Raw genomic sequence first — 25649 nt, forward strand, 5'->3', positions numbered from 1 at the left:
GGACGCCGCATCATGGCATTTCACGACATCAGATTCCCGCCTGCGCTAAGTTTTGGCGCGTTGGGCGGGCCGGAACGGCGCACCGAAATCGTGCGCCTTGCCAACGGGTTTGAAGAACGCAACACGCCTTGGTCCACATCGCGCAGGCGCTATGATGCGGGAACCGGGCTGCGCGCGCTGGATGATCTGGAAACGCTGATCGCGTTTTTTGAAGCGCGTCAGGGCATGCTGCATGCGTTCCGCTGGAAGGATTGGGGTGATTACAGGTCTGCGCCCGCATCGGCGGATATGACCCCCTTTGACCAGTTGCTGGGCCATGGCGACGGGCAGACGCGCGATTTCGCGCTGCGCAAGGGCTATGCGTCGGGCGCGCAGACCTATTGGCGCGCGGTCAACAAACCTGTGGCGGGCAGTGTTCTGGCCGCTGTGGGGCAGGATGCGCTGCTGCAGGGCAATGATTTCAGCGTGGACACTGCGCGCGGGATCATCCGCTTCCAGCGCCCCCCCGAGAATGGCGCGGAAATCCGCGCAGGGTTCGAATTCGATGTGCCCGTGCGGTTTGACACGGATATGTTGCAAATCTCTGTGGCCAGTTTCCGCGCGGGCGAAGTGCCCAAAGTCCCGGTGATCGAGGTGCGGCTATGACCGCCCTGCAAGCCCATCTGGACAGCGGCGCGACCACGATTGCGCGCGCATGGGCGGTGACGCGCACTGATGGTGTGGTGCTGGGTTTCACCGACCATGACGCCGATCTGGCCTTTGACGGTGTGACATTTGCCGCCCATTCGGGCCTGTCGGCGCGCGCGCTGGAACAGGTCACAGGGCTGGCCGTCGACAATTCCGAAGCGGCGGGCGCGCTGATGGATGCGGGTTTGAACGAGTCTGATATCATCGCGGGGCGCTATGACGGGGCAGGGCTGGTCATCTGGCAGGTGAACTGGGCCGATGTCGCGCAACGCCAGATCCTGTTTCGCGGCACATTGGGCGAAATCACCCGCGCGGGCGGGGCGTTTCGCGCCGAATTGCGCGGCCTGTCCGAAGCGCTGAACACCCAAGGGGGGCGCGTTTATCACGGGGCCTGCGCGGCGGTGCTGGGCGATGGGGCGTGCCGGTTTGACCTGACGCGCGCGGGATATTCCGCAACTGTGCCGCTGCTGGCGGTCGACGGGGCGCAATTGCGTTTTGCGCCCGCGCCATCAGTCAGTGCGGGCTGGTTTGACCATGGCCGCGTCACGGTTCAGACCGGGCAGGCGGCAGGGCTGGTGGGGCTGGTGCGCCACGACCGCGCGGGCACGGATGGTGCGCGCGTGATCACCCTGTGGGACAGCATCCGTGCGCCGCTTGTGCCGGGCGATATGCTGCGGCTGGACGCGGGTTGTGACAAACAGCCCGGCACCTGCCGCCTGAAATTCGACAATTTCCTGAACTTTCGCGGTTTTCCCCATATTCCGGGCGAAGACTGGATGACCGCTTATCCCCGTCAGGGCCAGCCCAATCGTGGCGGCAGGATCCGGGGGTAGGGCGCATGGCGGACCTGTCCCCCCTGAATGCGCGCGCGCTGCAGATTGCGCGCGGCTGGATCGGCACGCCCTACCGGCACCGCGCGGCGCGCAGGGGGGTGGGGGCGGATTGTCTGGGCCTTGTGCGCGGGGTGTGGTGCGCGCTGTATGGCGGCGCGGGGCCGGATGTGCCCCCCTATGCGCCCGACTGGTCCGAAGCGGCGGGGCGCGAGCCGCTATGGGCGGCGCTGCGCACCCATCTGGTGGAAACCGCGCGGGCCGGTGACGGGCAGGTGCTGCTGTTTCGCCTTGGGCCCAATGCGATGGCCAAACATCTGGGCGTGCAATCGCGTGGGGGGGGGGCGTTTATCCATGCCTGCCCCCGCGCTGGCGTGGTTGAAGCGCCGCTTTCGGCGCCATGGGCGCGGCGCATCGTGGCGCGGTTTGATTTTCCCGCCCTGCCAACAGGGTGACAACGGAGTAGCATAGAATGGCAACCATAGTGCTTGCAGCGGCCGGAGCGGCCATCGGATCAGGGTTTGGCGGGGCGGTTCTGGGCCTGTCGGGCATGGTGATCGGGCGTGCGGTGGGCGCAACCGTGGGGCGCTTGATTGACCAGCGCCTGATGGGCGGCGGTTCGCAGATCATTGAAGGCGGGCGCATTGAACGCCTGCGCCTGACGGGGGCCTCGGACGGCACGCCTGTCGCGCAGGTCTGGGGGCGGGTGCGGCTGGGCGGGCAGGTCATCTGGGCCAGCGATTTTGTGGAAGACATGCGCATTTCCGGCGGGGGCGGGGGCGGCAAGAAGCCCCAGCAACCGACGATACGCGATTACAGCTATTCGGTGTCCGTGGCGGTGGCGCTGTGCGAAGGCCCCATTCTGGGCGTCGGGCGCATCTGGGCGGACGGGCAGGAAATAGCCCCTGCGGATTTGAACCTGCGCATCTATACAGGCACTGAGGACCAGTTGCCCGACCCGCTGATTGACGCAGTTCAAGGCGCAGGGCGCGCGCCCGCTTATCGCGGGATTGCCTATGTCGTGATTGAGGATCTGGCCCTTGGGGCCTATGGAAACCGCGTGCCGCAATTCAGTTTCGAGGTGATCCGCGCAACGCCTGCGCCGCAGCACCAGTCCCAGCCGCAGACATTGGCCGATCATCTGCGCGCGGTGGCGCTGATGCCCGGCAGCGGGGATTTCGCGCTGTCCACCCAGCCGGTCTATACCACAAGCGACATGGATACCGGGTTTCTGGCCGGGGCAGAAGTCGCGCAAAACCGCAATTCCCCCACAGGCCGCGTTGATCTGGATGCAGCACTTGACGGGTTGGTGCGCGAATTGCCCGGCTGCGCGTCGGCGTTGCTGATTGTGTCGTGGTTTGGCGATGATCTGCGCGCGGGCGCATGCCGCATTGAACCCAAGGTTGAATATGCCAACCGCCTGGCCCCTGCCGCGCCCTGGGGGGTGGCCGGGCGCACGGCCGCGCAAACCCCGCAAGTGCCGCGCATCGATGGCCGCCCCGTTTACGGGGGTACCCCGTCCGACCTGTCAGTTTTGCAGGCCATTGCGGCGCTGAAGGCGCGCGGGCAAAAGGTGGTCTATTATCCGTTCATCCTGATGGATATCTTGCAAGATAACAGTTTGCCTGACCCATGGTCGGACGCGCCCGCCCAGCCGCATTTGCCGTGGCGCGGGCGTATCACCACCACCAAGGCCCCCGGCCAAAGCGGCAGCACCGACGGCACCGCAGCGGCAGCGGCAGAAGTGGCTGCGTTTTTCGGCACTGCTGCGGCCAGCGATTTTTCCATAACAGGGGGCAGTGTCAGCTATTCCGGCCCGCCAGAGTGGCGCTACCGGCGGTTCATCCTGCATCAGGCGGCGCTGTGTGCGGCGGCGGGCGGGGTAGACGCGTTTTGCATCGGCTCGGAAATGCGCAGCCTGACGCAGATTCGCGGCGCGGATAACAGCTTTCCCGCTGTGGCCGCGCTGATCGCCCTTGCCGCGGAAGTGCGCGCCATCCTTGGGCCGGATGTGAAGCTGAGCTATGCTGCCGACTGGTCGGAATATTTCGGCTATATCACCGCGCAGGGCGACCGGTTTTTCCATCTGGACCCGCTTTGGGCTGATGACAACATCAACTTTATCGGCATCGACAATTACATGCCGCTGTCGGACTGGCGCGATGGCACCGATCATCTGGATGCGCATTGGGGGGATGTGCATGATCTGGCCTATCTGAAGGCCAATGTGGCAGGTGGCGAAGGGTATGACTGGTTTTATGCCAGCGACACCGACCGCGCCGCGCAAGCCCGCACGCCCATTGTCGATGCCTCCGACTGGGGGGAGGACTGGATCTGGCGCTACAAGGACCTGGCGGGCTGGTGGGGCAATGACCATCACGACCGCGTGGGGGGCGTGCGCAGCGCCCAACCCACTGCATGGGTGCCGCGCTCCAAACCGTTCTGGTTTACCGAATATGGCTGCGCGGCCATTGACCGGGGCACCAACCAGCCCAATGTCTTTGTCGACCCCAAATCCAGCGAAAGCGCCTTGCCGCATTTTTCGCGCGGCTGGCGCGATGATGCGATTCAGATGCAGTATTACCGCGCGATGGGCGAATACTGGGCCGATCCCGCGCATAACCCTGTGTCCGAACTGTATAACGGGCCAATGGTCGATATGTCGCGCGCCCATGCCTGGGCGTGGGATGCGCGGCCCTATCCGTGGTTTCCGGGCAACCGCGACCTGTGGTCGGACGGGGCGAACTGGGCGCGCGGCCATTGGCTGACGGGCCGCGCAACGGGCCAGCCGCTGGATGCGGTGATTGCCGCGATTTGCGCGCAGGCGGGGGTGCGGGACGTGGATGTGTCGCGCGTGCATGGGGTGGTGCGTGGGTTTGCGGCCCCGTCAACCGACAGCGCGCGCGCGATGCTGCAATCGCTGATGCTGGCCTATGGGGTGGAGGCGGCGGAACGCGACGGCAGGCTGGTCTTCACCATGCGCCATGCGCGCGCGCAAGCCGTTGTGACGCGCGATGATCTGGTGCAGGGGCAGGCGGGCGACCTGACACTGATGCGCGCGCCGCAGGCCGATCTGACCGGGCGCATCCGGCTGGGCTATGTCGAGGAAGGCGCGGATTTCGACTTGCGGCTGGCCGAAGCGGCCTTTCCTGATGACAGTGCGCTGCGCGCGGCAGGGTCGGACCTGCCGCTTGTCATGACCGCAGGTGAGGCGCAGTTGATCGCGCAACGCTGGTTGGCGCAATCGCGCGTGGCGCGCGACACGGCGCGGTTTGCGCTGCCCCCGTCCAGCAATCTGGGGGCGGGCGATGTGGTTGCGTTGGACATGGAAGATGCGCTGGCAGGGCTGTGGCGCATCGACCGCGCCACCCTGTCCGACGCACGAGAGGTGGAAGCCACGCGCGTGGAGCCGGGCCTGTATGGCGGGGGCGACACGGCGCGCGATGGCACTGCGCTGACAGGCTATGAAGCGCCCGCGCCAGTGCAGGCGGTGTTTGCGGACCTGCCGCTGATCACGGGCGAGGAAGTGCCCCAAGCGCCCTGGCTGGCGGTGACCGCGCGGCCCTGGGGGGGCGCGGTGGCTGTGCACCGCGCCAGCACTGGCGGGGCGTTCGAACTGGATGCGATGATTGCTGCACCCGCACGGGTGGGGGTGACGCAAACCCCGCTATTTGCTGCGCCTGCAGGACTGTGGGACCGCGGGCCCGCGCTGCGGGTGCAGATGGTGTCGGGGGAATTATCCTCGGTTGGGCCAGCGGATGTGCTGGCGGGGGCAAACCTGATGGCCATTGGCACAGGCGGGGATTGGGAGCTGTTGCAGTTTTCCGAAGCCGAGTTGGTGGCGCCTGATACTTATGATCTGCGCCTGCGCCTGCGGGGGCAGCGGGGCACAGACGGGGTGATGCCGCAGGTCTGGCCGCAAGGGGCAGTGGTGCTGATGGTGGATGCCCGCCTTGCGCAACTGGGCCTGCCGCTGGATGCGCTGGGGCTGGAACGCGCCTACCGCATAGGCCCGGCCAGCCGCCCCGTGACCGATTCCAGCCACCGCGACCATAGCGTGGTGTTTTCCGGCGTGGGGCTGCGGCCCTACCGGCCAGCGCATCTGCGCGCGTCGGTGCTGGGCGGCGGGGATGTGGCCGTCACTTGGGTGCGGCGCACACGGCGCGGCGGCGATGGCTGGGGGGCGGGCGATGTTCCGCTGTCGGAAAGCGCGGAACGCTATGTGCTGCGCGTGCGCGTCGGGGGGCAGGTGCTGCGCGAGGTGGTGCTGGAGGCACCGGGCTGGACCTATGCGCTGGCAGACCGGCTGGCGGACGGGGCAGGGGCTGCTTTCGGGGTCGAGGTGGCGCAAGTGTCGGATGTGGTGGGGCCAGGGCCCTTCGCGCGGCTGGAACTGGTGGTATGAGCCGCGAAAAGGCCCGGCCCGCGCGCAGATGGCCCACCCGCCCGCCCCGCTGTGGCACTTGCGTGCCACAGCTTGCCATCCGCGCGCGGGCCGGACCTGCCACGCGTGAGGTGCTGTTGCCATGCGCGAGGTGACCCATGGCGATCTTTGCGCCGCTGCGCGCGTTCTGACGGGCCATGCGCGCGGCCAGTGGCCGCAGCTTATGGCCGCAATGCTGGAAACAGCCCATCACGGGGATTGCATCCGCAAACGGCTGGGGCGGGTGCATCCACAGTTTGGCAATGGCACATTGATGGCCGCAGCGCTGGCGCGCGCGCCTGCGGGGGACATGCGCCCGTCTGATCCGCGCTATCTGGATGCGCTGGCCTGCGTCATTGCTGCGGTTGCGCGCTGGCGTGCGGCGCGGCGGCGCTAAAGGGGAGTCCCCCCCCGCCCGCGCAGGACAAGCTGCGCTGCGCCCCGCAGCGCAGCGGGGTGGGTGGGCGGGTCCTGTGCGGGCGGGGGGGGGCATGCGCGCGCAGCCTTGCAAGATTTCGCTTTTCCCCGCCTGCGCGCGCCCTTATACCGCGCCCATGGCACAGGCACCCCTTCTTCAGCTTTCCGGCATTTCCCTGACATTCGGGGGCGACCCCGTTTTTGACGGGCTTGATCTTGTGGTTCAGCCCGGGGACCGCGTGGCGCTGGTCGGGCGCAACGGGTCGGGCAAATCCACCCTGTTGAAAGTCATGGCCGGTCTGGCCGAGGCCGATCGCGGCACGCGCACCCTGTCTCCCGGTGTGTCGGTGGGGTATATGGAACAGGACCCCGATTTTGCGGGCTTTGCAACATTGGGCGAGTATGCCTGCCAGTCGCTGGACCCGGCTGAACATTACAAGGTTGAAATGGCCGCAGAAGGGCTGGATTTCGACCCCGCGCTGGACCCTTCCAGCGCATCGGGGGGCGAACGCCGCCGCGCGGCACTGGCAAAACTGCTGGCCGAAGCGCCGGAGCTGATGCTGCTGGATGAGCCGACCAACCATCTGGATATTGCCGCCATCACCTGGCTGGAAGCGCGGCTGCGCGACACGCGCGCGGCTTTTGTGCTGATCAGCCATGACCGCGCCTTCTTGCGGGCGCTGACGCGCGCCACGCTATGGGTGGATCGCGGGCAGGTGCGCCGGCGCGAAGCGGGGTTCGAGGGATTTGAAGACTGGCGCGATAAAATCTGGGCTGATGAGGATGACGCCCGCCACAAGCTGAACCGCAAGATCAAGGCCGAAGCGCGTTGGGCAGTGGAAGGGATCAGCGCGCGGCGCAAGCGCAATCAGGGGCGGGTGCGCGCGCTGGCGGCGCTGCGCGATGAACGCGCAGGCCAGATCAAGCGTCAGGGCGTTGCCGCCATGGCGCTGGAAGCGGCGCCCCCGTCGGGCAAGCTGGTCGCGGAACTGGACCATGTGAACAAGGCCTATGACGGGCGGGTGATTTTGCGCGATTTTTCATTGCGGGTGATGCGCGGGGAACGGGTGGCCTTTGTCGGCCCCAATGGGGTGGGCAAAACCACGCTTTTGCGCCTGATCACCGGCGCGGAAGATGCCGATAGCGGCACCATCCGGCGCGGCACCAATCTGGAAACAGCCATATTCGACCAAAGCCGTGCGCAGCTGGACCCCAATGCCAGTCTGTGGGAAAACCTGACGGGCGATCCGCTGATGCGCGTGTCCGGTCAGGCCGATCAGGTGATGGTGCGCGGCACGCCCAAGCATGTTGTGGGCTATCTGAAGGAATTTCTGTTCGACGAGGCGCAGGCGCGCGCGCCGGTGCGCTCGCTTTCGGGGGGCGAGAAGGCGCGGCTGTTGCTGGCGCGGATCATGGCGCAACCGGCCAATCTGCTGGTGCTGGATGAACCGACCAATGATCTGGATGTGGAAACGCTGGATCTGTTGCAAGACCTGCTGGGCGATTTTGACGGCACTGTGCTGTTGGTCAGCCATGACCGCGATTTCATTGACCGCGTGGCCAGCACCACGCTGGTGTTTGACGGGGACGGGCGGGTGACGGCCTATGCGGGAGGGTGGTCCGACTACATGGCCCAAAGCGCGACAGGCGCTGGCCCTGCAGCCCCTGCGGGCAGCGCGCGCACGCCCGACAAGGGCAAGCCCCGCGCCAAGCCCGAGCAGCGCAAACCGGGCCTGAGTTTTGCCGAGGCCCACCGTCTGGAAAAACTGCCTGTGGAAATTGCCCGTCTGGAAGCCGAGATTGCGAAACTGGGCGAACTTTTGTCTGATCCTGACCTGTTTTCGCGCGAACCCGTAAAATTCCGCAAAGCCACCGAAGCGCTAAGCGCGCGTCAGGAAAAACTGAGCGCTGCCGAAGAAGACTGGCTGGCATTGGCCGAGAAGGCCGAAAGCTGACCATCCGGCCCTTGCGGGCGCGCCGGGTGCAACAGGCCGCCTGTTTCCGGCGGCCTGTCGGTTTGGTTTATGGCGATGTGTGTTTGTGCATAAGCGCGTCAATATCTTCGATATGGCGTGTCAGCATGGCGTTTGCGTCTAAAGTCTGCCCCACTGACCGCGCATTTTCATAAGCGTCAATCACATGTTTTTCGCCATGAATGATGCGGTCCATAATATTGTCGGACACATCTTCAAACCAGGAACGCATTTCAACAAGGGCCTTGTTGACTGTGCCGAAAAACGACCCGTCATTATCTGGCGCATAGCCGCATTTTGCCAGATAGGCCGCCAGGTCGCGTTCATGTTTTCGGTGCAGATACAAAAAGGTTTCTGCAACCTGTGTGAAATCGGGTTCTGCCTTTTCGACAATTTTTTCAAAACCTGCAATTGTGTCCAGAACCCGCGTGTGGACCTCCGCAATCAGGCGCAGTGCTTCGCCATCGGGGGCGGGCATGGGTGCGGCTTCGTCAAGTTCGGGGTTCATCTGTTTGATTTCTGGCGCTTTCATGGAACTCGTCCTTGTTTATGTCAGGCGGGTTTGCACCGGGGTGCGGCGCAGTTCGGCCTTGAGAGACATCGCGCATGTGTTGGGGGCATGGGTCACATTGGCGGGCGTCCGCGAACGGCGCGTGCGATCATGGCGACAAGAAACAGGATCAGGAAGATCACGAAAAGGATTTGCGCGATGGATGATGCGGCACCGGCGATTCCGGAAAATCCCAGCGCCGCTGCGATAAGTGCGACGATCAGAAAAGTAAGGGCCCAGCCTAACATTATATATCCTTTCCTTCATAAGCGCCGCTATTGCGGCATCAGTAAAGAAAACGGATAAAAGCGCGATTGGTTCCCGGTATCAGTGTTTTGGGACATGCCAAAAGGCGCACAGGTTTTTTGAAACGTCCTGGTTTTATTTGGGTTATTTTTGAGGTTTCAAATTTATTATTCTGCCGAAGGGTGGAGTTGAACAAAAACTATTCTGAAAATACCCTGATTAAATAGAAAAAGCCGGCAATTCTGCCGGCTTTTCAACAGGGGTGGCACCACTCAGGCGTTCAGTGTTTTGGTGGATGCAAAGAACATGGCTTGCGACACGGCAGAACGGACCTGTTCTTCCTCGAATGGTTTGGTGATCAGGAAGGCGGGTTCGGGCTTTTCGCCGGTCAGCAAGCGTTCGGGATAGGCGGTGATGAAAATGACCGGAATATCCGCGTTGTCGCGCAGCAATTCGGCAACCGCTTCCACCCCCGAGGAGTCATCCGCAAGATGGATATCGGCCAGAATAAGGTCGGGGCGCGTGCGCGTGCCCAGCGCGACTGCCTCGCTATGGGTGCGCGCAATGCCCGTCACCTCGTGGCCCATTTCGGTGACAATGCTTTTGATGTCCAGCGCAATCAGTGGTTCATCCTCGATGATCTGGATGCGCCCCTGCACCGAGCGCGACATTTCCCCATAGGCGATAGAGACCAGCTCGCGGGCCTCGGATTCGGAAATCTGGATGATTTGCGCAATGTCGGCGTAACTGAATTCTTCCAGGGACCGCAGCAACAGCGCTTCGCGGGTGTTGGTGGTCAGCGCCGCCAGCAGCGATTGCGCGCGCGCTTCGGTGCCGGTGGCGGGGTCTTCGTTGATGGGGGCGCCCGTGGTTTGCCAGACTGTGTGAAACGCGCGAAACAGCCCCAGTTTCGGGGACATGTCGCTGTTCAGCAAGGACCGGTCTTCAAGGATCGCTTCCAGCGTGGCGGCCGCGTATTTGTCGCCAGTATGCTGGCTGCCGGTCAGTGCGCGCGCATAGCGGCGCAGATAGGGCAGTTCTTGGGCAATACGCATGGATATGGACATCTTCTCTCCTTGGGCTTCCGGCATCATCTGAACCTTCTGATCTTACGGCCCATCCCCGGGCAGATTGTAAAAAACACATAATCCTTTGGAACCAAACGCAGCGCGCGGCGTTCGGTTCCAAAGGGTGTTGCATTCTATACCATGCTTGCGCGCTGCACCGTAAAATGCCAGATTGTGATTTGTGGAGCGAAAGGCTGTATGTCGATAATGAGCGGAAACCGGAACAGAAGCAAGAAGGACATCGCGCCGGCTGTTTCCAGACAGATTGATGAAAACCTAAAGCGGCTCTATACTGACACCACGTCCGAGGAATTGCCCAAATCCCTGACCGATCTTCTGGAAGCGCTGCGACAGCAGGATGCACAGAAGAAGGCGGGGGACCAATGACCGGCACATTCCCGCCTGACACAACCCCCGACCCGCGCGACGAAATTGTAACCCATCTGCCCGCCCTGCGCGCCTTTGCGCGGGGGCTGTCAGGGGACATGGCTGGCGCCGATGATCTGGTGCAGGAAACTGTCCTGAAGGCATGGACCAAGTTCGACCAGTATAATGCAGGGACCAATCTGCGGGCGTGGTTGTTCACCATTTTGCGCAACACCTATCTGTCCAAGCGCCGCAAGCAGTCGCGCGAAGTGTCGGACGGGGACGGGATTTTTGCCGCGCGCATGGCGTCCAAGCCCGACCATGACGGCCGTCTTGCGCTGCAGGAACTGGCCGCCGCCATGACATTGCTGCCCCTTGAACAGCGCGAGGCGCTGATTTTGGTGGGCGCTATGGGGTTTTCCATCGAAGAAGCCGCCCAAACCTGCAATTGCGCCCCCGGCACCATCAAAAGCCGCGCCAACCGCGCGCGCAAGGCATTGGCGGAAATTCTGTATCTTGAGAAAGGCGAGAACCCGGAGGCGACAGATAAATCTGTGGCCATGGTTATGGCTGGTGCGCCGAACGGGTTGTGATAACGGAACATGGGTTAAGGCGGGCAGTGGCAGTGTTCGAGATCAGCGATCGATTGGCAACACGACTGGCGATTTTGATGACGCTGGCGCTTGCCCCTTTGGGGGCGATTTCCATCTATTCGGAATATCAGGCGCTGCGCGAACAGGCGCGCGCCAATGATGCCATGCTGGTATCGCGCACGCTGGATGCGGTGGCGGGGCAGCGGGGGTTGTTGGAAAGCGCCATGTTGTCCGCGCACCGGCTGACGCCGCTGGTGCTGGAACGGCTGGACGATACCGCCGCCTGTTCGGCGTTTTTGCGTGACTTCATTGAGGCGACGGGGCTGTTTTCCTTTGCGGGCTTCATTGCGCGCGACGGGGTGATGCGCTGCCAGTCCCAAGGCGCGCCGGTGGATTTTGGCGCGTCCGAACGCTTGCAGGAAACCATGGCCGACCCGCGTAGTTTTTTCAGCTTCCAGCCGTCAGGCGCCATAACGGGGCGGCCTGTGGTGCTGGCCAACAGGCCGGTTTATTCGGATGGCGATTTCATGGGCTATATCAGCATTTCCATATCGCGCCAGACCTTCAGCCTGATTTCCACGGAACCTGAGGAAAGCAGCGGTCTGCGCATGACCTATCTGGTCAACCCCGCAGGCGACACGCTGACCCATGAAGATACTGCCGATGCCGCCGACCGGCTGCCCGAGGGGGCCACATTGGCGCGGTTTTTGCAGGCGCGCAACGGGGTTTTCCGCGGGCCAAGCGAAAGCGGCGATGACCGCATGTTCACCATTGCCGAGGTGATCCCCGGCCAGCTTTATGCGCTGGGAAGCTGGTCCAGTGATCAGTTGCCCTTCGCTGCGGCGCAAAGTTACTGGCGGCTTGGGTTTCCGGTGCTGATGTGGTTTGCATCCCTTGCGGTGGTCATGTTCGCGGTGGATTACATGGTTGTGCGCCACCTGAAGCGGTTGAATTCGCAGTTGCGCCGTTTCGCACTTGGCAACCGCGAGGAATTCCAGCGCCTGCCCCCCGAAGCCCCCGCCGAATTGCATGAGATTGATTCCACCTTTTCGAAAATGGCGCTTCTGATCCGCCGGGATGAGCGCGAGCGCGAGCACGCGCTGGCAGAGAAAACCATTTTGCTGAAAGAAGTGCATCACCGTGTGAAAAACAACCTGCAGCTTATCGCCTCGATCCTGAATTTGCAGATGCGCCGGTTGCGCGACCCTGATGCGCGGCTGATCTTGCAAGGGGTTCAGGCGCGGGTGCGGTCGCTGGCGACAATCCATCGCACGCTATATGAACAAGACCGGATTTCAGAACGCCATGCCGCCAGCTTCTTTGAGCGCATCTTGCAAGAAACATTGTCGCTGGCCAGCGACGGTGCGCCCGATCTGAAGGTCACAACGCAATTCGAGGGCGTGAATATGGCCCATGACAAGATCATCCCGGCATCGCTGTTATTTGCCGAAGCGCTGACCAATGCGGTGAAATACGCCCCCGATGCGCAGGGTGGGGAAAACCTGCTGGATATCAGCCTGACGCGGCAGGACGGTATTGCCCAGTTGCGGGTGTGGAATTCGGTGTCCGGCACGCCCGACAAGGTGCCCGGCGACGGGCTGGGGCGCGAATTGATGACGGCCTTTGCGCTGCAAATCCATGGCGAAATTGACATAGGCCCCCATCAGCGCAACGGGCGCGACGGGTGGCAGGTGTGTTTGCGCATGGCCGAACAGGCGCCCCAAGCCGCGCAGCCAGCCGCCGCCGCGGGGCTGGCGCGCGCGGGAACTGGCACGGCAGGGGCGGGCTGACCGCGAAGGCAGTGCACCACATCTCACGCCACAGGGGAGAGCACGCGCATGGCAGGCAAGGACATCCGTTTCACCGACCCGGTCGCAGAAGACCGCGCCTTGCTGGACACCGAATCGCGCATTGCGATTGCGGGCCATCCCCTGCATGCGATGCTGGTTGCATTCCCCATTGCGCTGACTGTGTCGGTTCTGGGGGCGGATTTGCTGTATTGGTGGACCGCAGACAGTTTCTGGGCGCAGGTGGCGGGGTGGGCCGCGTTCGGGGCGTTTGTGATGGGGGTGATTGCGGGCATCACCGGCACAGTGGAATTGCTGGTGGTGCGTGGCATCCGCAACCGTTCGGCCAGTTGGACGCATTTTATTCTGGCGGTCATGCTGTTGTCGCTGATCGGGGCAAACTGGGCGTTGCGCATTGGCCAACCACAGGCGGCGGTTCTGCCGCTGGGGATGATGCTGTCCTTCGTTGCGGTCGGGGTAACGGCAGTGACCGGCTGGCATGGTGGCAAGCTGGTTTTTGATTACCGCATCGGCACAAAAGCGCCTGACGCGCGGCCCCCGCACGCCCCGAAGTCACGCGCCCGGCGCTGAAATTGCAGCATGTCGCATGTGTGCGAGGCGCGCGGGGTGTCGGATGTCGGGTGTTGGGGTTGCGGGCAAGTGCTGGTCATGGGGGCATGCGGGGAACCGGTGCGCGCGTGCCACGTTGAAGGGGGATGACTGATCCTTCCTGCGCAAGCGCTGCGGCGCATACCCGAAAAGCCCGCCAGTTCCAGCCCCGTCATGACCGGCGCGCGGTTGTCATTGGCCATGCGCTGGGGGTTCTGGCGCTGGGGGTTCTGGCGTTGGGGCTGCCCTTTGCGGTGGTTGTTTTCACGGCCCCTGCCGCCCCGTCAGGCGGGCTGATATGGGATTTCAGCATGGGGCTGGGCTTTGGCGCGCTGGCCATGGTGACGTTGCAATTCGCGCTGACAGGCCGCCTGCGCTGGGTCACGCACCCGTTCGGGGCCGATATCGTCTATCTGGCGCATCGCTACCTGAGTTGGGGGGCGCTACTGCTGATGGGCGCGCATTTCGCCCTGCTGTATGTGTTTCATCAACCTGCATTGGGGGTGCTGAACCCGTTTCAGGCCCGCTGGGAACTGACAGCGGGGCGGGTGGCGCTGTTGTGCTTTGCGGCGCTTGTGGTCACATCGCAATGGCGCCGCGCGCTGGGCCTGCGCTATGAGTGGTGGCGCGGCCTGCATCTGGTGTTGGCGATTACGGGGTTTATGGCCGCGATTGCCCATGTTCTGGGGGTGGGCACCCTGACGGGCACGCCGCAAAAGCGGGTTTTGTGGCTGGGCGTAACGCTGGGCTGGCTGGGCCTGTTGGTGTTCACGCGCATCATCCGCCCCTGGCTGCAAACGCGCAACCCGTGGCGGGTTGTCGGCACCCATGACGAAGGGGGCGGCGTGCGCCGTCTGGAGCTGGCCCCCGAAGGCCGCGCGCTGACGCGCTGGAAGCCGGGGCAGTTTGCGTGGCTGACAGTGGGCCATTCGCCCTTTGGGATGGTCCAGCACCCCTTCACCATTTCCACCGCGCCCGAACACGGGCCGAACCTGTCCTTTGCCATCAAGGCGCTGGGCGACCACAGCCGCGCCTTCGCGCAAACCCAGATCGGGGCGCGGGCCTATGTGGATGGGCCCTATGGGGCGTTTTCGGTGGACCGCATGACACGCGCCACGGGGTTTGTGATGATCGCGGGCGGGGTGGGGATTACGCCTGTCATGGCCAATTTGCATGCGCTGGCGGCGCGCAGGGACAGGCGTCCTGTCATTGTCCTGTATGCCAACCCGTCCTGGGACAAAGTGGCCTTCCGCGATGACCTGGAGCGCTTGCGCAAATGCCTGAACATGACGCTGGTGCATGTGCTCGATGACCCGCCCGAAGGGTGGGACGGTGAACGCGGACAGATTGATTTCGACATTCTGACACGCCATCTGGCCGCCGATACGCGCGACTGGCCGCATTTGCTGTGTGGTCCCGGCCCGATGATTGCATCCTTGCGCGCTGATCTGCAGCGCCTTGGCGTGCGCGATCGTCATATGGATTACGAAATTTTCGAACTGGTTTAGGAACATGCGCCCGAAACTTGCCCTTGCCTTTGCTGTGATGATGATCGCGCTGGCCATAGCGCTGGCGGCGTGGCTGGCACAGGCCGCACTATAGGCTTATTTTGTTGCATGCCTTTTTGCGCAAAACCGGTTCCCACTTTTGCGCGACATGCGCTTAATTTGTTGCATGTCTTTTTGCGCAAAACCGGTTCCCACTTTTGCGCGACATGCGCTTATTTTGTTGCATGTCTTTTTTCGCAAAACCGGTTCCCACTTTTGCGCGACATGCGCTTAATTTGTTGCATGTCTTTTTGCGCAAAACCGGTTCCCACTTTTGCGCGACATGCCTGGCCCGCAGTTTTCCGGGAACCTTTGGCGCGGCAGGGGGTTGGGTTGCAGATGGTCTTATGGCGGGGGCGACAGCGGCATGAATGCGAATTTCACGGGGTTTTTGGGCGTTTTGCATCTGGCGCTTGTTGTCTGGGCGGCAGTGTCCATTCTGGGCGCGCGCGCCAGTCAGGGACAAAAGGTTTTTTGGATATTGCTGGTTCTGGTGTTCCCGGTTGTCGGGCTGATCATCTGGTTCCTTGCTGGCCCGAAAAAGGGCTGAAGCTTTCCCTCTGGTCGAGGGGCATGACCCTTCGGCACACTTCACGCTGGCCTTGGTGCCAGCGTTTTTTTTGGCCCGCAGGCCCGCGCATCAGCGGTTTGCCGCGCAGGGGCATCAGGGGCGGCGGGAACCGGGGAACGCTTGTGGCGGTTGCTGCGTTTTTTTGGGGAATGCCGCATAGAGCATGTCGCGCAAAACTGGGAACCGGTTTTGTGCCAAAGGACATGCGACACCTTAAGGTTAGAGTGGGTCGCGTGACTGCGAATGAACGCGGGCACGCACCGGGGTGCGGCGTTTGGCACCCGTCCGGCAGCAGGCGGGTGCGCCTTGTGTGCCTTACGTTAAGTCATTCAAAAAAAATACTTTTTTGTAATTTTCAGGAACCATGAAGCGCCCCCCGCCGTTGTGTTTGCAGAGCCTTGCACAAGGCCAGACACACCACAGGAGAGTAAGATCATGAAAAACCTTATGCTGACGACCGCGATTGTTTCGCTGACCACTATGGGGGCCGTTGCGCAAACCGCTGACACACCCATGGGGGGCGATGCTGCTGCCCAAGGTGGGATCGTGCCTGCGTTCCTGTCCTCGGATTTTACGGGCAAAAGCCTGTATACGCTGGACAATGACGAAACCCGCAGCCTGCAACAAGACCGCGCATCCGAAGACCGCAGTGTCTGGGATCGCATCAGCATGCGCTGGGAAAGCAGCGACAGCTTCATACCTGAGCGCGATGCATGGAACAATATTGGCAATATCGATGACATTGTGATGACCCAGGACGGCGAATTGCGCGGCATTTTGGTTGATGTCGGCGGTTTTCTGGGCCTTGGGGCGCGCACAGTGATGGTTGACATCAGCGAGCTGTATTTCGTGGCCGATGAAACCGCCCCCGAGGACCTGTCTGATTTCTTCGTCGTGGCCTCGATGGGGCAGGAGCAGTTGGAAGCCTTGCCAGAATGGGATGACGAGCACCTGACCGCAGGCTTCGAGGCGCGGGGCTATGGTCAGGATATGGGCCTGTCGGATGGCAATGATGACATGGCGCGCAGTGACACCGCTATGCCCAGCGAACCCGCGACACCGGCGGCGGATCAGGCCGCCATGGACGGATACACTGAAATGGCGGAACACGACCGCACGGCCGACACCCTGCTGGGCGCCGATGTTTACGGCACCCAAGGTGAAAACATTGCCACGGTCGATGATGTGGTGATGGGTGATGATGGCACGATGACCCATCTGGTCATGGATGTGGGCGGGTTTCTTGGCGTTGCAAGCCACACCATCGCGCTTGAGCTTGGCGATGTGGACATCATGTGGAACGATCAGGACGGCGATGTGCGTGTTTCCGTTCCCATGACACAGGCGCAGCTGGAAAGCGTGCCCGAATATGAGGGGTAAGCTGACACCAAGGGGACGCCGCCGCCTGTCGGGCATGTGACCGAAGCGGAGCTGTTCAAGGGGGGCGTGTGCTGCTTGTTGCGCGCGCGCGCCCCGCCCTGACCCCTTGGTGACAGCGTGTTTTTATGCGCAAGACGCGATTGGCCCCGCCGGTTTCTGGCGGGGCTTGTTGTTGTGCAGCCTGTGGCCAAGGATTTGCGCAGCGCTTGGAACCCGCATGCATGGCGCGCGTTGACTCCCATATCCGCGGAATGTTCAACCTGTGATGGACCCTGATTTGCCTTATTGTGGACCCGCCCCCGACCCGCAGGCATGGATCATGGCATGGAACCTTGATCCTGTCTTGATTGGCTGCCTTGGCGTGGTGGCGCTGGGCGGCCTGTGGCAGTTGCGCGGCCAGCCTGCGGCGCGCCGTCATGCCTTCGGGGGGGCGATGGTTGCGGCGGTGCTGGCGTTCGTGTCCCCGCTTTGCGCGCTGAGCGTGGCGCTGTTTTCGGCGCGCACGTTGCATCATCTGGTGGTCATTGCGGTTCTGGCGCCCGCGCTTGCGCTGGCATTTCCACTGCGGCGCAGCCCGCAGGTTCTGGCCGTCCTGGCCGTGTCGGCGGCGTTGTGGGCATGGCACCTGCCGGTTGTCTATGCCGCCGCATGGGACAGTGCCGCAGTTTACTGGGCGCTGCAACTGGCGTTGATTGTGCCGGGTTGGGCGTTCTGGTCCAGCGTTCTGGGGCAGGGCGCGGGCGGTGTTTCGGGCGGTGTTTCGGGCGGTGTTTCGGGCGGTGTTTCTGGCCGGGGCGCGGGCGCTGTGGCGCTGGGGGCGCTGGTGGGGCAAATGGGGATGCTGGGCGCGCTGCTGACCTTCGCGCCGCGCGCCTTTTATGTGCAACATCTGGCCCATGCGCCGCGCTTTGGCCTGAATGCGCTGCAAGACCAGCAACTGGCGGGCCTGATCATGTGGGTGCCGGGCATGGTGCCGCTGGCGGTGCTGGCGGCGCTTATGGCCTGGACCGCCCTGGTGCAGGCACCACAACAGCCGTTGGGGCAGGGGGGGCGGCGCGCATGATTGCCCTGCTCAAGGCGCTTCATATCGCGGCGCTTTCGGTCTGGTGTGCGGGGCTGATTGTGCTGGCGGTTGTCATTCACCGCCACCGGCGTGACGATGCGGCGCGCAATCAGGCGGCGTTTGCGGAATTTCGCTGGGTGACACATCATGCCTATCGCCTTGTTGTGACACCCGCTGCGGTGGTCGCGGTGACTGCAGGCACAGTGCTGATTTTCGCGCTGGAGGTGCTGGAGGCGTGGTTGCTGGTCAAGCTGGTGGCGGTCAGTGGCATGGTGATGGTGCATGCATGGCTGGGCCATATCATCGGACAGGCCGGACAGCACCGCACCCCCCGTCGCCTGCCGCCAGCGGGGCTGGCGCTGGGGGCATTGGTGCCGCTGATGGGGGCGGTGTTGTGGCTGGTGCTGGCCAAACCCCCATTGGAGGAGGTTTTCGCGCTGTTGCCTGACATGCTGCGCGAACCGCGCGGGCAGGCCATCCCCGCAAGGTTTGACCCGCTATGACCAGGCGTTGGGCCATAGCTGCTGCGCCTGCGGTGCTGGCGGCCTGTTCGGGGCCGTTATCCACGCTGGACCCCGGCGGCGATGTGGCGCGCGATATTGCGCGGCTGTGGTGGGGCATGCTGGCGGGGGCAGTGTTGATCACAGCACTTGTGCTGGTGTTGCTGGCGCTGGGCTTCGGGCGGCCACGCGCGGCATTGCACCGGCACTGGATTTACGGGCTGGGCCTGTGGTTTTCGATGGCGGTGCTGGTGGGGGTTCTGGGCGCGGGGCTGTGGGTGGGCGAACGCAATGTGCCGCGCGATGACGGCGCAGTGAGGGTGCGCGCGCATGCGGTGCAATGGGGCTGGCGCTTCACCCATGACGGCGCGGATGGCCAGCCCGTGACGGACACGCGCAGGCTGCACATTCCCGCAGGCCAGCCCGTGGATATTCTGATCACGTCACAGGATGTGATTCATTCCTTCTGGGTGCCGCGCCTTGGCGGCAAGCTGGATGCAATCCCCGGACGCGAGAACCGCTTGCGGGTGCAGGCCGCGCGTGCGGGCCGCTTTGACGGGCTGTGTGCGGAATTTTGCGGGGCGGGGCATGCGGCGATGCGCTTTGAGGTGATCGCGCATGAGGACTGGCCCCCCGCCGCCCCCGAACCGACACAGGACAGCCCATGACGGATATTGCCCCCCCAACCCTGTCGGCGCTGTCCGAAGGGCAGGCACCGGCAGACATGCCCGCCAACCCGCCGCAATCGGCCTTGCGGCTGCACCGCGACCTGGCGCGGGTCTGGGCGAATGGTCGCGGGGTGTGGGGGCAGGTCACAGCGGTAAGCCACACAACGCTGGGGCTGCGGTTCATGGCGACGGCATTTGTATTCTTCGCCATTGGGGGGGTTTTGTCGATGCTGATCCGCGCGCAACTGGCCACCCGTCAGGGCGCGTTTCTGGATACGGACCTGTATAACCAGATTTTCACCATGCATGGCAGTATCATGATGTTCCTGTTCGCCATTCCCCTGTTGGAGGGGGTGGCCATATGGCTGTTGCCCAAATTGCTGGGCACACGGGACATGGCCTTCCCGCGCCTGACGGCGCTGGGGTATTGGTGCTACTTGTTTGGCGGGCTGATCATGCTGACAGCGCTTTTGTTCGGTGTGGCCCCGCGCGATGGCTGGTTCATGTATACGCCCCTGTCCGGCGCCACCTACAGCCCCGGCATAAATGCCGATGTGTGGTTGCTGGGGGTCACGTTTGTGGAAATCTCGGCCATAGCGGCGGCGGTGGAAATTACTGTCACCATTCTGCGCCAGCGCGCACCGGGCATGAAGCTGACTGAAATGCCGCTATTTGCATGGTATATGCTGGGCACAAGCGCGATGATGCTGGTGGGCTTTCCGCCGCTGATTGCGGGGTCGGTGTTGCTGGAGGTGGAGCGCGCCTTCGGCTGGCCGTTTTTCGACCCCACGCGCGGGGGTGATCCGCTGCTGTGGCAACACCTGTTCTGGCTGTTTGGCCACCCGGAAGTGTATATCATTTTCCTGCCAGCGGCGGGGGCCTTATCCACCATCATTCCGGTGATGTGCCGCACGCCCATTCTGGGCTATGGCGCGATTGTGGCGGCCATTCTGGGGTTGGTGTTTTTGTCCTTTGGCTTGTGGGTGCATCATATGTTCACTGTGGGCATTCCACATCTGGCGCTGGCGTTCTTTTCGGCTGCATCTGTGCTGGTGGCTGTGCCAACGGCGGTGCAGGTGTTCGCGTGGATCGGCACCATGTGGAAGGGCAGGCCGGAACTGCATTTGCCGATGCTGCATATATTGGGGTTTTTCCTGACTTTCGTGATGGGCGGGTTGACGGGGGTGATGCTGGCGATTGTGCCTTTCAACTGGCAGGCCCATGACACGGCCTTTGTGACGGCGCATCTGCATTATGTGCTGATTGGCGGGTTCGTGTTCCCGATGATGGCGGCGGTCACCTACTGGATGCCGCTGATCACGGGCAAGGCGCGCGTCAGGGGCGTGGGAGAGGCCGCCTTCTGGGTCATCCTGCCGGGGTTTCACGGCACGTTTTTCATCATGCATCTGACGGGCTTGTTGGGCATGCCGCGCCGGATTGATGCCTATCCCGACAACGCGGAATGGGAATGGCTGAACCTGACATCATCGCTGTTCGGGTTTGTGCTGACCATCGGTTTTGCGATTTTCGCGCTGGACCTGATTTTGCAAGCCACGCTGGGCGCGCGCGCGCGGCGCGACCCGTGGCGCGCGCCGACGCTGGATTGGGCCATGCTGGTGCCTGCGCCCTGCTACAATTTCGCTTCGCTGCCGGTGGGGCGCCATCTGGGGGGGTGGGCGCGCGATGTGGCGCCTGCGCTGGCGCGCGGGCAGGGGGTGCTGGCGGGCGCCCCGCGCGCCCGGCGCGAGGTGCTGGTCACCACAGCGGGCGATGCGCGGCCCTGTCATGTGGCGGTTTTGCCGGGCAATACGGGCCTGCCGCTGGGGCTGGCGGCCTGTATCGCGGTGTTTGTGCTGCTGATGCTGGCCAGCCAGTATGCGTTGGCGGGGGCGGCGCTGTGGGCCGTGGCGGTTCTGGTCTGGGTGTGGGTGCGCGCGATGGCCCCGTCTGGCGATATGCGCCCTGTGGAAATTGCCCCCGCTGTGGTTGTGCCTGTGCACCATTGCACCCCCCGCCCGACACTGGCGCAAAGCGGGCTTCATGCGTTGTTGGTGGCGGATGGGGCGCTGTTTGCATCCTTGTTGTTCGGGGTGGCGTTTTTGTCGGTGGTCACCCAAGGGCCTGCGCCCCTGCCTGCGCGGGTGGAAAACCTGACTGTGGCGCTGGTGCTGGGCGGGGCTGTGGGTGCGCTGGCGCTTGGGGCGGGATGCGCGCGCGCCGCAGCGGCGGGGCGGGGGCGCGCGCGGTGGGCGGCGCTGGCGGGGGGGCTGTGCAACCTTGTCGCGCTGGGCGCGTTGGTCGCGCTGGCCACCCAACTGGATGACCCGCGCGCCCATGCCCGCGATGCGTTGCGCGCGGCCATGCTGGGCTATGTCGCGCTGCATGTGCTGGTTGCGGGCGCGATGGCTGCATTCACCGCGGATCAGGTCCGGCGCGGTGAAATTGCGCCACCTGCCGCGGCGGGCATGGGGGCGGGGGCTGCGCGGGCATGGAACAGCTGGCAGGGCTTCACAGCCCTGACTGCGCTTGTCACAGCGGTGGTGTTTGTGGTGCAGGCAGGTGCTGCGTCATGAAATGGCTGGCCCTGACCCTTGCTGGCCCGACATTGTGGGCGGTGGTGTTTGTGGCGGTCTATGGGCTGCATGGTGTGGCCTGCGCGGGGCATGGGGTGCCGGGCATGGGCGCGCGCGCGGCCATGATCGCGGTTTGGGCGGGGGGGATGGCTGCGCATGTGGCGGTGTTGCGCGCCTTGCCCGCAGGCCCTGCGCGCGCGGTTTTCATTCCACATGCGGGGGCGTGGATCGGGCTGGTGGCAACGGCCTTCACGCTTTTCCCGCTGTTGGTGGTCAGCAGTTGCTAGAGCAGCTTCGAGACGTTCAAAACCGGTTTCCACTTTTGCGCAATCTGCTTCAGGCGGGGGGGGCTTACCAAGGAAAAAAACCCATCCTGCAGGCCAATGGCCGCAAGATGGGCAAGTCAGGACTGGAGGGCACCAGGCAATGATAACGGCCTGACACCCCAACAGGGACATAGATAAAACGCACCGCGCGCCCGTTGGTTCCTGACCTATGCGCAAGATTTGCGCGACATGGACGCGGCGCGGGCGCGGTGTGTCGCGCTGGTTCGTGGAATGCGCTGTTGGAAGGCAGCGACTGCAGCCGCTGGCGCAGACGCAAAGGCCCCTGTCGCGCAACAGGGGCCTTGCCTGGGATTGGACTTGGCACCGGGCCAGTTCGGGGGTGTTAATCTGCCGGCGGGGCAGGTTCGTCAATAATCTGGGGGGTGTCTTCGGGCTGGTTTGCGGGGCCTGTTATAACCCCCTCGGCGGGCAGGCCGGTTTCGGACTGTGTTTGTCCTGCGGGGGCCTGCGCGGGGGGGTCGGCGGGGTCGGGTTCGACAACCAGCGTCCGGACCAGCAACCACCCCAGAAACGCCACAGCAAGAATAACCCCGATCGCCATGCCCACCAAGGGGCCGCGATGGCGGCGGGCCTGTTTCTTCGGATTGGTGTCAGGTGCACTCATGGTTCTATGGTCCTTTCTGGGCCTGCGGACCTGCTGGCGCGGTGCCTTGGGTCCGGCTGCGGCGGGCGCGTGTGGTCCTGCGCGGCCGCTTGGGGGTGTTGGTCATCAACGCATGGCCGTGGGGGGTGGTTCCGTTTATTCCCGCAAGACTGGCATTTCCTAAAGATTATTCCCGCAAGGCTGGCATTTCCTAAAGACGGGCATTCCTGAAAGCGCGGCATCCCCGCTGGCCGGGCATGTGCCAGGGAACCGCATCCTTGGGTCTGCGTTACCTTTCAAGGTGCCCCGTCTGTGCAATCCCCCAACCGAAAGGCCGCCCCCCATGCCCCTGTCACCCAACCGGCCGGGCCAAGGCCCCGTTCGGGCCACTGCCCCGGCCAGCCCTGCGGCAATCCCGCAGCGCATATCGGTTATGGTGACAGGTATTTTCTGCATTCTGCTGTTGGGGGCAGTGCAATATGCGGGCAGTTTCCTGTTGCCGGTTTTCACGGCTGTGTTGCTGTTTTTCGTGTTCATGCCCCTGCAGCGGCGGTTGCTGGCCGTGGGGCTGCCTGCCACGCCAGTTGCCGCAGCGCTGGTTCTGGGCCTGCTGGCGGGGATTGCGGCGGTTTTTGTGCTGCTTAGTGGCCCTGTCATGCAGCTTGCCGATAACCTGCCCGATATTCTGCACGACATCAGCGCGCGCCTGCAATCGTTGCAAGCGGCCGTGATGAGCGTGTTGGACGGGGTGGGCGACAGTGACCGCGGCTTTGTCCCCGACCTGCGCCAGAGTGCGAACCGCGCGCTTGCCTCGGCAGAGGATAGCAGCAATGCAGATGTGATGCTCAGCACCGCAAGCGGCGCGTTGACCTATCTGGCCGAAGCGCCTGCGAAGGCGGGGCAGGTGGTGTTCATGCTGATCTTGCTGTTTTTCCTGCTATCGTCGAGCGAGTTGATTTACCTGAAAATCGTGCAAAGCGTCAGCACGTTTTCCGATAAACGGGTGGCCATCAACACGCTTTACAAGATTGAACGTGATCTGGGCGGGTATCTGGGCACAGTGACGCTGATCAATGCGGGGCTGGGCGTCTGTGTGGGTGGGGCCATGTGGGCGTTGGGAATGCCGGTGCCGTTGCTGTTTGCGGCGCTGGCCTTCACGTTGAATTTCATTCCCTATCTGGGGGCGCTGGCGGGGGTTGTGCTGACTGGCATGATTGCGCTTTTGTGGTTTGATGATTTGCAAAGCGTGCTGATGGTAACCCTTGCCTATGTCACGCTGACCACATTGGAGGGGCAGTTGATCACCCCGCATCTGCTGGCGCGGCGGCTGGCGATGAACCGGGTGATCGTGTTCTTGTCGGTGGCGTTCTGGGCGTGGATGTGGTCGTTCATGGGAATGCTGATTGCAGTCCCCATGCTGGTGATGGCGCGGGTCATTCTGGAACAGATACCGGGGGCGGCCAAGGTTGCAAACCTGTTGTCGGATGACACACACCCGCGCGTATGACACCCGCGCGTATGACACCCGCGCGTATGACACCCGCGCGTCAGCGGGTATGAAAAAGCGCCGCGCCACCAGCCTGTGGCGCAGCGGTTGGGGGGGGCATGCCCGCCCGGGGGCCAGTGTCAAGCGTCCCGGTCAAGCGTCCCGGTCGGGCGGCGGTGGCGGGCGGCGGCGGTTACGATTGCGGACCTGAACATAGGTGTTCACCCCGAACAGGAACGCTTCCAGCAAGGCGGGAAATTCCCCCTTTGGCTGATAAGCCTGCCCGCGCGCGGCAGTGGCGCGCAAATCCGCGTCCAGCGACGGGACAGGGGGCGGGCGCCTTAGGCGTTTGATCAGCAGCAAAACCCCCGACAGCCCAAGAAAGAACAGCCCCATCACATAGGTGGCCACCAGCGATGAAAACTGCACCGCCAGCAACATCCACAGTGCGGCCACCATGAAGCCAAGCCCCACAACCAGCATTGCGCCGGCGCAAAGCGCCAGCGCGATATTGCCGCCATGCCAGCCGGCCTGACGTTTGATATGGTGCAGCCTGTGCAGCATCAGCGGCGCGACAGGGCCAGCGCCAGCAAGAACCCCGCACCCGCGGCAAGGCCCATGGCCATGGCCGGGCGTTCGCGGGCGAAGGTTTCGGCAGTTTCCAGCGCCTCGTCCAGCTGGTCAGTGGCGTAATCATAGCCGTCCTCGGCCATTTTGACAGCCCGCCTGCCGCTGTGGCGGGCGCGGGACCGGGCTTGGCGGGCTTTTGCGTAGCCTGCTTTTTTTGTGGCTTCTGTCAGCTCGGCCAGATCGGATTTGACCAGCGCGAGTTGTTCCTTGAGTTCTTCATAGGTCAGGTCCGCCAGATCGGAAATTTCATCGGCGGCGGCCCCGGCATGGGCCTTGACGTTTGCGGCCGTTTCCTTGCCGTCCTGTTTCAGTTTTGACACGGGTTGTCGTGACATTCTAAACCCCCTTTTTCGTGTGTGTGTGTGGCGCGGCGCCAGTGCATCTTCGCCATGGTGTCGGTCATCCGTTCGGGGCGCGGGCGCGGCGGCCCCCCTTTCAGGTGTCAAAATTTGGCAGATGTCACAGTTTGGACGACCACGCGTCGACCTGCTTTTCGGCTTCATCGCGGGCGATGCCGTATTTTTCCTGAACCTTGCCCACCAGCTTGTCGCGCTTGCCTGCGGCCTGATCAAGGTCATCATCGGTCAGCTTGCCCCAGTTTTCCTTGGCCGAGCCGGTCAACTGCTTCCATTTCCCTTCGACAATATCCCAATTCATCACGTCCTCCTGTGTGGTTTGAATTTTAGTCACGATACCCAACGCCGTGCGCGCCGGTGGGTTCCCGCTTCGCGCGATTGCGCCCTGTGGCGTTGC

General features: G+C 63.5%; 26 protein-coding genes. 19 read left to right on the forward strand and 7 right to left on the reverse strand.

Annotated features, from left to right (window positions below; translation table 11 throughout):
- The first annotated feature begins 12 nt into the window (after positions 1–12).
- The 6 genes from ACTZWY_RS09080 to ACTZWY_RS09105 all read left to right on the forward strand — a co-directional run bounded on the left by ACTZWY_RS09080 (position 13) and on the right by ACTZWY_RS09105 (position 8312).
- Positions 13–645: a phage distal tail protein, Rcc01695 family gene (locus ACTZWY_RS09080; RefSeq protein ID WP_444790377.1), complete on the forward strand. Its 633-nt coding sequence runs from the start codon at positions 13–15 to the stop codon at positions 643–645.
- Entirely contained in the window at positions 642–1520 is an 879-nt protein-coding gene (locus ACTZWY_RS09085; RefSeq protein ID WP_444790378.1) for a DUF2163 domain-containing protein, read from the forward strand. Before ACTZWY_RS09080 ends, ACTZWY_RS09085 begins: the two co-directional genes overlap by 4 nt.
- Before the next feature lie 5 nt (positions 1521–1525).
- Positions 1526–1972, forward strand: a complete 447-nt coding sequence (locus ACTZWY_RS09090; protein WP_444790379.1) for a peptidase — start codon at positions 1526–1528, stop codon at positions 1970–1972.
- Between the two features lie 17 nt (positions 1973–1989).
- Positions 1990–5922, forward strand: a complete 3933-nt coding sequence (locus ACTZWY_RS09095; protein ID WP_444790380.1) for a baseplate multidomain protein megatron — start codon at positions 1990–1992, stop codon at positions 5920–5922.
- Positions 5923–6043: 121 nt separating this feature from the next.
- Complete coding sequence (locus tag ACTZWY_RS09100; protein WP_444790381.1) at positions 6044–6337, forward strand: DUF7742 family protein; 294 nt, start codon at positions 6044–6046, stop codon at positions 6335–6337.
- Positions 6338–6494: 157 nt separating this feature from the next.
- Positions 6495–8312 (forward strand): ABC-F family ATP-binding cassette domain-containing protein, encoded by a 1818-nt coding sequence (locus tag ACTZWY_RS09105; RefSeq protein WP_444790411.1) that lies wholly within the window; start codon positions 6495–6497, stop codon positions 8310–8312.
- A 67-nt stretch (positions 8313–8379) separates the two neighbouring features.
- Here the strand turns inward: ACTZWY_RS09105 and ACTZWY_RS09110 are convergent, their stop codons facing one another.
- From ACTZWY_RS09110 to ACTZWY_RS09120, 3 genes are all read right to left on the reverse strand, one after another.
- Entirely contained in the window at positions 8380–8862 is a 483-nt protein-coding gene (locus ACTZWY_RS09110; protein ID WP_444790382.1) for a DUF2383 domain-containing protein, read from the reverse strand.
- Between the two features lie 92 nt (positions 8863–8954).
- Positions 8955–9128, reverse strand: coding sequence for a DUF1328 domain-containing protein (locus tag ACTZWY_RS09115; RefSeq protein WP_444790383.1), 174 nt, complete (start codon positions 9126–9128; stop codon positions 8955–8957).
- Positions 9129–9398: 270 nt separating this feature from the next.
- Positions 9399–10193 (reverse strand): response regulator, encoded by a 795-nt coding sequence (locus tag ACTZWY_RS09120; RefSeq protein WP_444790384.1) that lies wholly within the window; start codon positions 10191–10193, stop codon positions 9399–9401.
- Positions 10194–10400: 207 nt separating this feature from the next.
- Here ACTZWY_RS09120 and ACTZWY_RS09125 point away from each other — a divergent pair, with 207 nt between their 5' ends.
- The 12 genes from ACTZWY_RS09125 (at position 10401) to ACTZWY_RS09180 (ending at position 22137) form a co-directional block, all read left to right on the forward strand.
- Complete coding sequence (locus tag ACTZWY_RS09125; protein ID WP_444790385.1) at positions 10401–10580, forward strand: NepR family anti-sigma factor; 180 nt, start codon at positions 10401–10403, stop codon at positions 10578–10580.
- Positions 10577–11152, forward strand: coding sequence for a sigma-70 family RNA polymerase sigma factor (locus ACTZWY_RS09130; protein ID WP_444790386.1), 576 nt, complete (start codon positions 10577–10579; stop codon positions 11150–11152). Before ACTZWY_RS09125 ends, ACTZWY_RS09130 begins: the two co-directional genes overlap by 4 nt.
- Positions 11153–11184: 32 nt before the next feature.
- Positions 11185–12942, forward strand: coding sequence for a sensor histidine kinase (locus ACTZWY_RS09135; RefSeq protein WP_444790387.1), 1758 nt, complete (start codon positions 11185–11187; stop codon positions 12940–12942).
- A 48-nt stretch (positions 12943–12990) separates the two neighbouring features.
- Positions 12991–13530 (forward strand): DUF2231 domain-containing protein, encoded by a 540-nt coding sequence (locus ACTZWY_RS09140; RefSeq protein WP_444790388.1) that lies wholly within the window; start codon positions 12991–12993, stop codon positions 13528–13530.
- Positions 13531–13655: 125 nt separating this feature from the next.
- Entirely contained in the window at positions 13656–15056 is a 1401-nt protein-coding gene (locus ACTZWY_RS09145; protein WP_444790389.1) for a ferredoxin reductase family protein, read from the forward strand.
- A gap of 406 nt (positions 15057–15462) precedes the next feature.
- Positions 15463–15645 (forward strand): PLD nuclease N-terminal domain-containing protein, encoded by a 183-nt coding sequence (locus tag ACTZWY_RS09150; protein ID WP_444790390.1) that lies wholly within the window; start codon positions 15463–15465, stop codon positions 15643–15645.
- A gap of 456 nt (positions 15646–16101) precedes the next feature.
- Complete coding sequence (locus ACTZWY_RS09155; protein WP_444790391.1) at positions 16102–17046, forward strand: PRC-barrel domain-containing protein; 945 nt, start codon at positions 16102–16104, stop codon at positions 17044–17046.
- A 265-nt stretch (positions 17047–17311) separates the two neighbouring features.
- A complete protein-coding gene (locus tag ACTZWY_RS09160) occupies positions 17312–18109 on the forward strand; it encodes a cytochrome c oxidase assembly protein (protein ID WP_444790412.1) in 798 nt (265 codons plus the stop codon).
- Positions 18106–18612, forward strand: coding sequence for a CopD family protein (locus tag ACTZWY_RS09165; protein WP_444790392.1), 507 nt, complete (start codon positions 18106–18108; stop codon positions 18610–18612). Before ACTZWY_RS09160 ends, ACTZWY_RS09165 begins: the two co-directional genes overlap by 4 nt.
- The gene (locus ACTZWY_RS09170) at positions 18609–19277 is read left to right on the forward strand and encodes a cytochrome c oxidase subunit II (RefSeq protein WP_444790393.1); all 669 of its coding nucleotides are present in this window, start codon (positions 18609–18611) and stop codon (positions 19275–19277) included. The genes ACTZWY_RS09165 and ACTZWY_RS09170 overlap by 4 nt, the downstream gene beginning before the upstream one ends.
- A gap of 56 nt (positions 19278–19333) precedes the next feature.
- Positions 19334–21850, forward strand: a complete 2517-nt coding sequence (gene ctaD / locus ACTZWY_RS09175; RefSeq protein ID WP_444790413.1) for a cytochrome c oxidase subunit I — start codon at positions 19334–19336, stop codon at positions 21848–21850.
- Positions 21847–22137, forward strand: coding sequence for a hypothetical protein (locus ACTZWY_RS09180; protein ID WP_444790394.1), 291 nt, complete (start codon positions 21847–21849; stop codon positions 22135–22137). The genes ctaD and ACTZWY_RS09180 overlap by 4 nt, the downstream gene beginning before the upstream one ends.
- 382 nt (positions 22138–22519) lie before the next feature.
- Here the strand turns inward: ACTZWY_RS09180 and ACTZWY_RS09185 are convergent, their stop codons facing one another.
- Positions 22520–22801, reverse strand: a complete 282-nt coding sequence (locus ACTZWY_RS09185) for a hypothetical protein (RefSeq protein WP_444790395.1) — start codon at positions 22799–22801, stop codon at positions 22520–22522.
- 322 nt (positions 22802–23123) lie between these two features.
- On the opposite strand from ACTZWY_RS09185, the gene ACTZWY_RS09190 reads away from it, so the two are divergent.
- A complete protein-coding gene (locus tag ACTZWY_RS09190) occupies positions 23124–24287 on the forward strand; it encodes an AI-2E family transporter (protein ID WP_444790396.1) in 1164 nt (387 codons plus the stop codon).
- A 132-nt stretch (positions 24288–24419) separates the two neighbouring features.
- On the opposite strand, the gene ACTZWY_RS09195 is transcribed toward ACTZWY_RS09190, so the two are convergent.
- The 3 genes from ACTZWY_RS09195 to ACTZWY_RS09205 form a co-directional block, all read right to left on the reverse strand.
- Positions 24420–24830, reverse strand: a complete 411-nt coding sequence (locus ACTZWY_RS09195) for a phage holin family protein (protein WP_444790397.1) — start codon at positions 24828–24830, stop codon at positions 24420–24422.
- Complete coding sequence (locus tag ACTZWY_RS09200) at positions 24830–25231, reverse strand: hypothetical protein (protein WP_444790398.1); 402 nt, start codon at positions 25229–25231, stop codon at positions 24830–24832. Before ACTZWY_RS09200 ends, ACTZWY_RS09195 begins: the two co-directional genes overlap by 1 nt.
- A gap of 124 nt (positions 25232–25355) precedes the next feature.
- On the reverse strand, positions 25356–25553 hold the full coding sequence (locus ACTZWY_RS09205) for a CsbD family protein (RefSeq protein ID WP_444790399.1): 198 nt from the start codon (positions 25551–25553) through the stop codon (positions 25356–25358).
- Positions 25554–25649: the final 96 nt, after the last annotated feature.

This window comes from Roseinatronobacter sp. NSM, from assembly GCF_052379845.1.
Taxonomy (GTDB): domain Bacteria; phylum Pseudomonadota; class Alphaproteobacteria; order Rhodobacterales; family Rhodobacteraceae; genus Roseinatronobacter.

Bases quoted from the DNA above. Each gene is read 5' to 3' on its own strand.
- ACTZWY_RS09160 (WP_444790412.1), top strand. From the start codon at position 17,312: ATGGACCCTGATTTGCCTTATTGTGGACCCGCCCCCGACCCGCAGGCA.
- ACTZWY_RS09080 (WP_444790377.1), top strand. From the start codon at position 13: ATGGCATTTCACGACATCAGATTCCCGCCTGCGCTAAGTTTTGGCGCG.
- ACTZWY_RS09105 (WP_444790411.1), top strand. From the start codon at position 6,495: ATGGCACAGGCACCCCTTCTTCAGCTTTCCGGCATTTCCCTGACATTC.
- ACTZWY_RS09120 (WP_444790384.1), bottom strand. From the start codon at position 10,193: ATGTCCATATCCATGCGTATTGCCCAAGAACTGCCCTATCTGCGCCGC.
- ACTZWY_RS09140 (WP_444790388.1), top strand. From the start codon at position 12,991: ATGGCAGGCAAGGACATCCGTTTCACCGACCCGGTCGCAGAAGACCGC.
- ACTZWY_RS09150 (WP_444790390.1), top strand. From the start codon at position 15,463: ATGAATGCGAATTTCACGGGGTTTTTGGGCGTTTTGCATCTGGCGCTT.
- ACTZWY_RS09155 (WP_444790391.1), top strand. From the start codon at position 16,102: ATGAAAAACCTTATGCTGACGACCGCGATTGTTTCGCTGACCACTATG.
- ACTZWY_RS09190 (WP_444790396.1), top strand. From the start codon at position 23,124: ATGCCCCTGTCACCCAACCGGCCGGGCCAAGGCCCCGTTCGGGCCACT.
- ACTZWY_RS09090 (WP_444790379.1), top strand. From the start codon at position 1,526: ATGGCGGACCTGTCCCCCCTGAATGCGCGCGCGCTGCAGATTGCGCGC.
- ACTZWY_RS09205 (WP_444790399.1), bottom strand. From the start codon at position 25,553: ATGAATTGGGATATTGTCGAAGGGAAATGGAAGCAGTTGACCGGCTCG.
- ACTZWY_RS09170 (WP_444790393.1), top strand. From the start codon at position 18,609: ATGACCAGGCGTTGGGCCATAGCTGCTGCGCCTGCGGTGCTGGCGGCC.
- ACTZWY_RS09130 (WP_444790386.1), top strand. From the start codon at position 10,577: ATGACCGGCACATTCCCGCCTGACACAACCCCCGACCCGCGCGACGAA.
- ACTZWY_RS09100 (WP_444790381.1), top strand. From the start codon at position 6,044: ATGCGCGAGGTGACCCATGGCGATCTTTGCGCCGCTGCGCGCGTTCTG.
- ctaD (WP_444790413.1), top strand. From the start codon at position 19,334: ATGCCCGCCAACCCGCCGCAATCGGCCTTGCGGCTGCACCGCGACCTG.
- ACTZWY_RS09085 (WP_444790378.1), top strand. From the start codon at position 642: ATGACCGCCCTGCAAGCCCATCTGGACAGCGGCGCGACCACGATTGCG.
- ACTZWY_RS09185 (WP_444790395.1), bottom strand. From the start codon at position 22,801: ATGAGTGCACCTGACACCAATCCGAAGAAACAGGCCCGCCGCCATCGC.
- ACTZWY_RS09200 (WP_444790398.1), bottom strand. From the start codon at position 25,231: ATGTCACGACAACCCGTGTCAAAACTGAAACAGGACGGCAAGGAAACG.
- ACTZWY_RS09095 (WP_444790380.1), top strand. From the start codon at position 1,990: ATGGCAACCATAGTGCTTGCAGCGGCCGGAGCGGCCATCGGATCAGGG.
- ACTZWY_RS09115 (WP_444790383.1), bottom strand. From the start codon at position 9,128: ATGTTAGGCTGGGCCCTTACTTTTCTGATCGTCGCACTTATCGCAGCG.
- ACTZWY_RS09110 (WP_444790382.1), bottom strand. From the start codon at position 8,862: ATGAAAGCGCCAGAAATCAAACAGATGAACCCCGAACTTGACGAAGCC.
- ACTZWY_RS09125 (WP_444790385.1), top strand. From the start codon at position 10,401: ATGAGCGGAAACCGGAACAGAAGCAAGAAGGACATCGCGCCGGCTGTT.
- ACTZWY_RS09165 (WP_444790392.1), top strand. From the start codon at position 18,106: ATGATTGCCCTGCTCAAGGCGCTTCATATCGCGGCGCTTTCGGTCTGG.
- ACTZWY_RS09195 (WP_444790397.1), bottom strand. From the start codon at position 24,830: ATGCTGCACAGGCTGCACCATATCAAACGTCAGGCCGGCTGGCATGGC.
- ACTZWY_RS09145 (WP_444790389.1), top strand. From the start codon at position 13,656: ATGACTGATCCTTCCTGCGCAAGCGCTGCGGCGCATACCCGAAAAGCC.
- ACTZWY_RS09180 (WP_444790394.1), top strand. From the start codon at position 21,847: ATGAAATGGCTGGCCCTGACCCTTGCTGGCCCGACATTGTGGGCGGTG.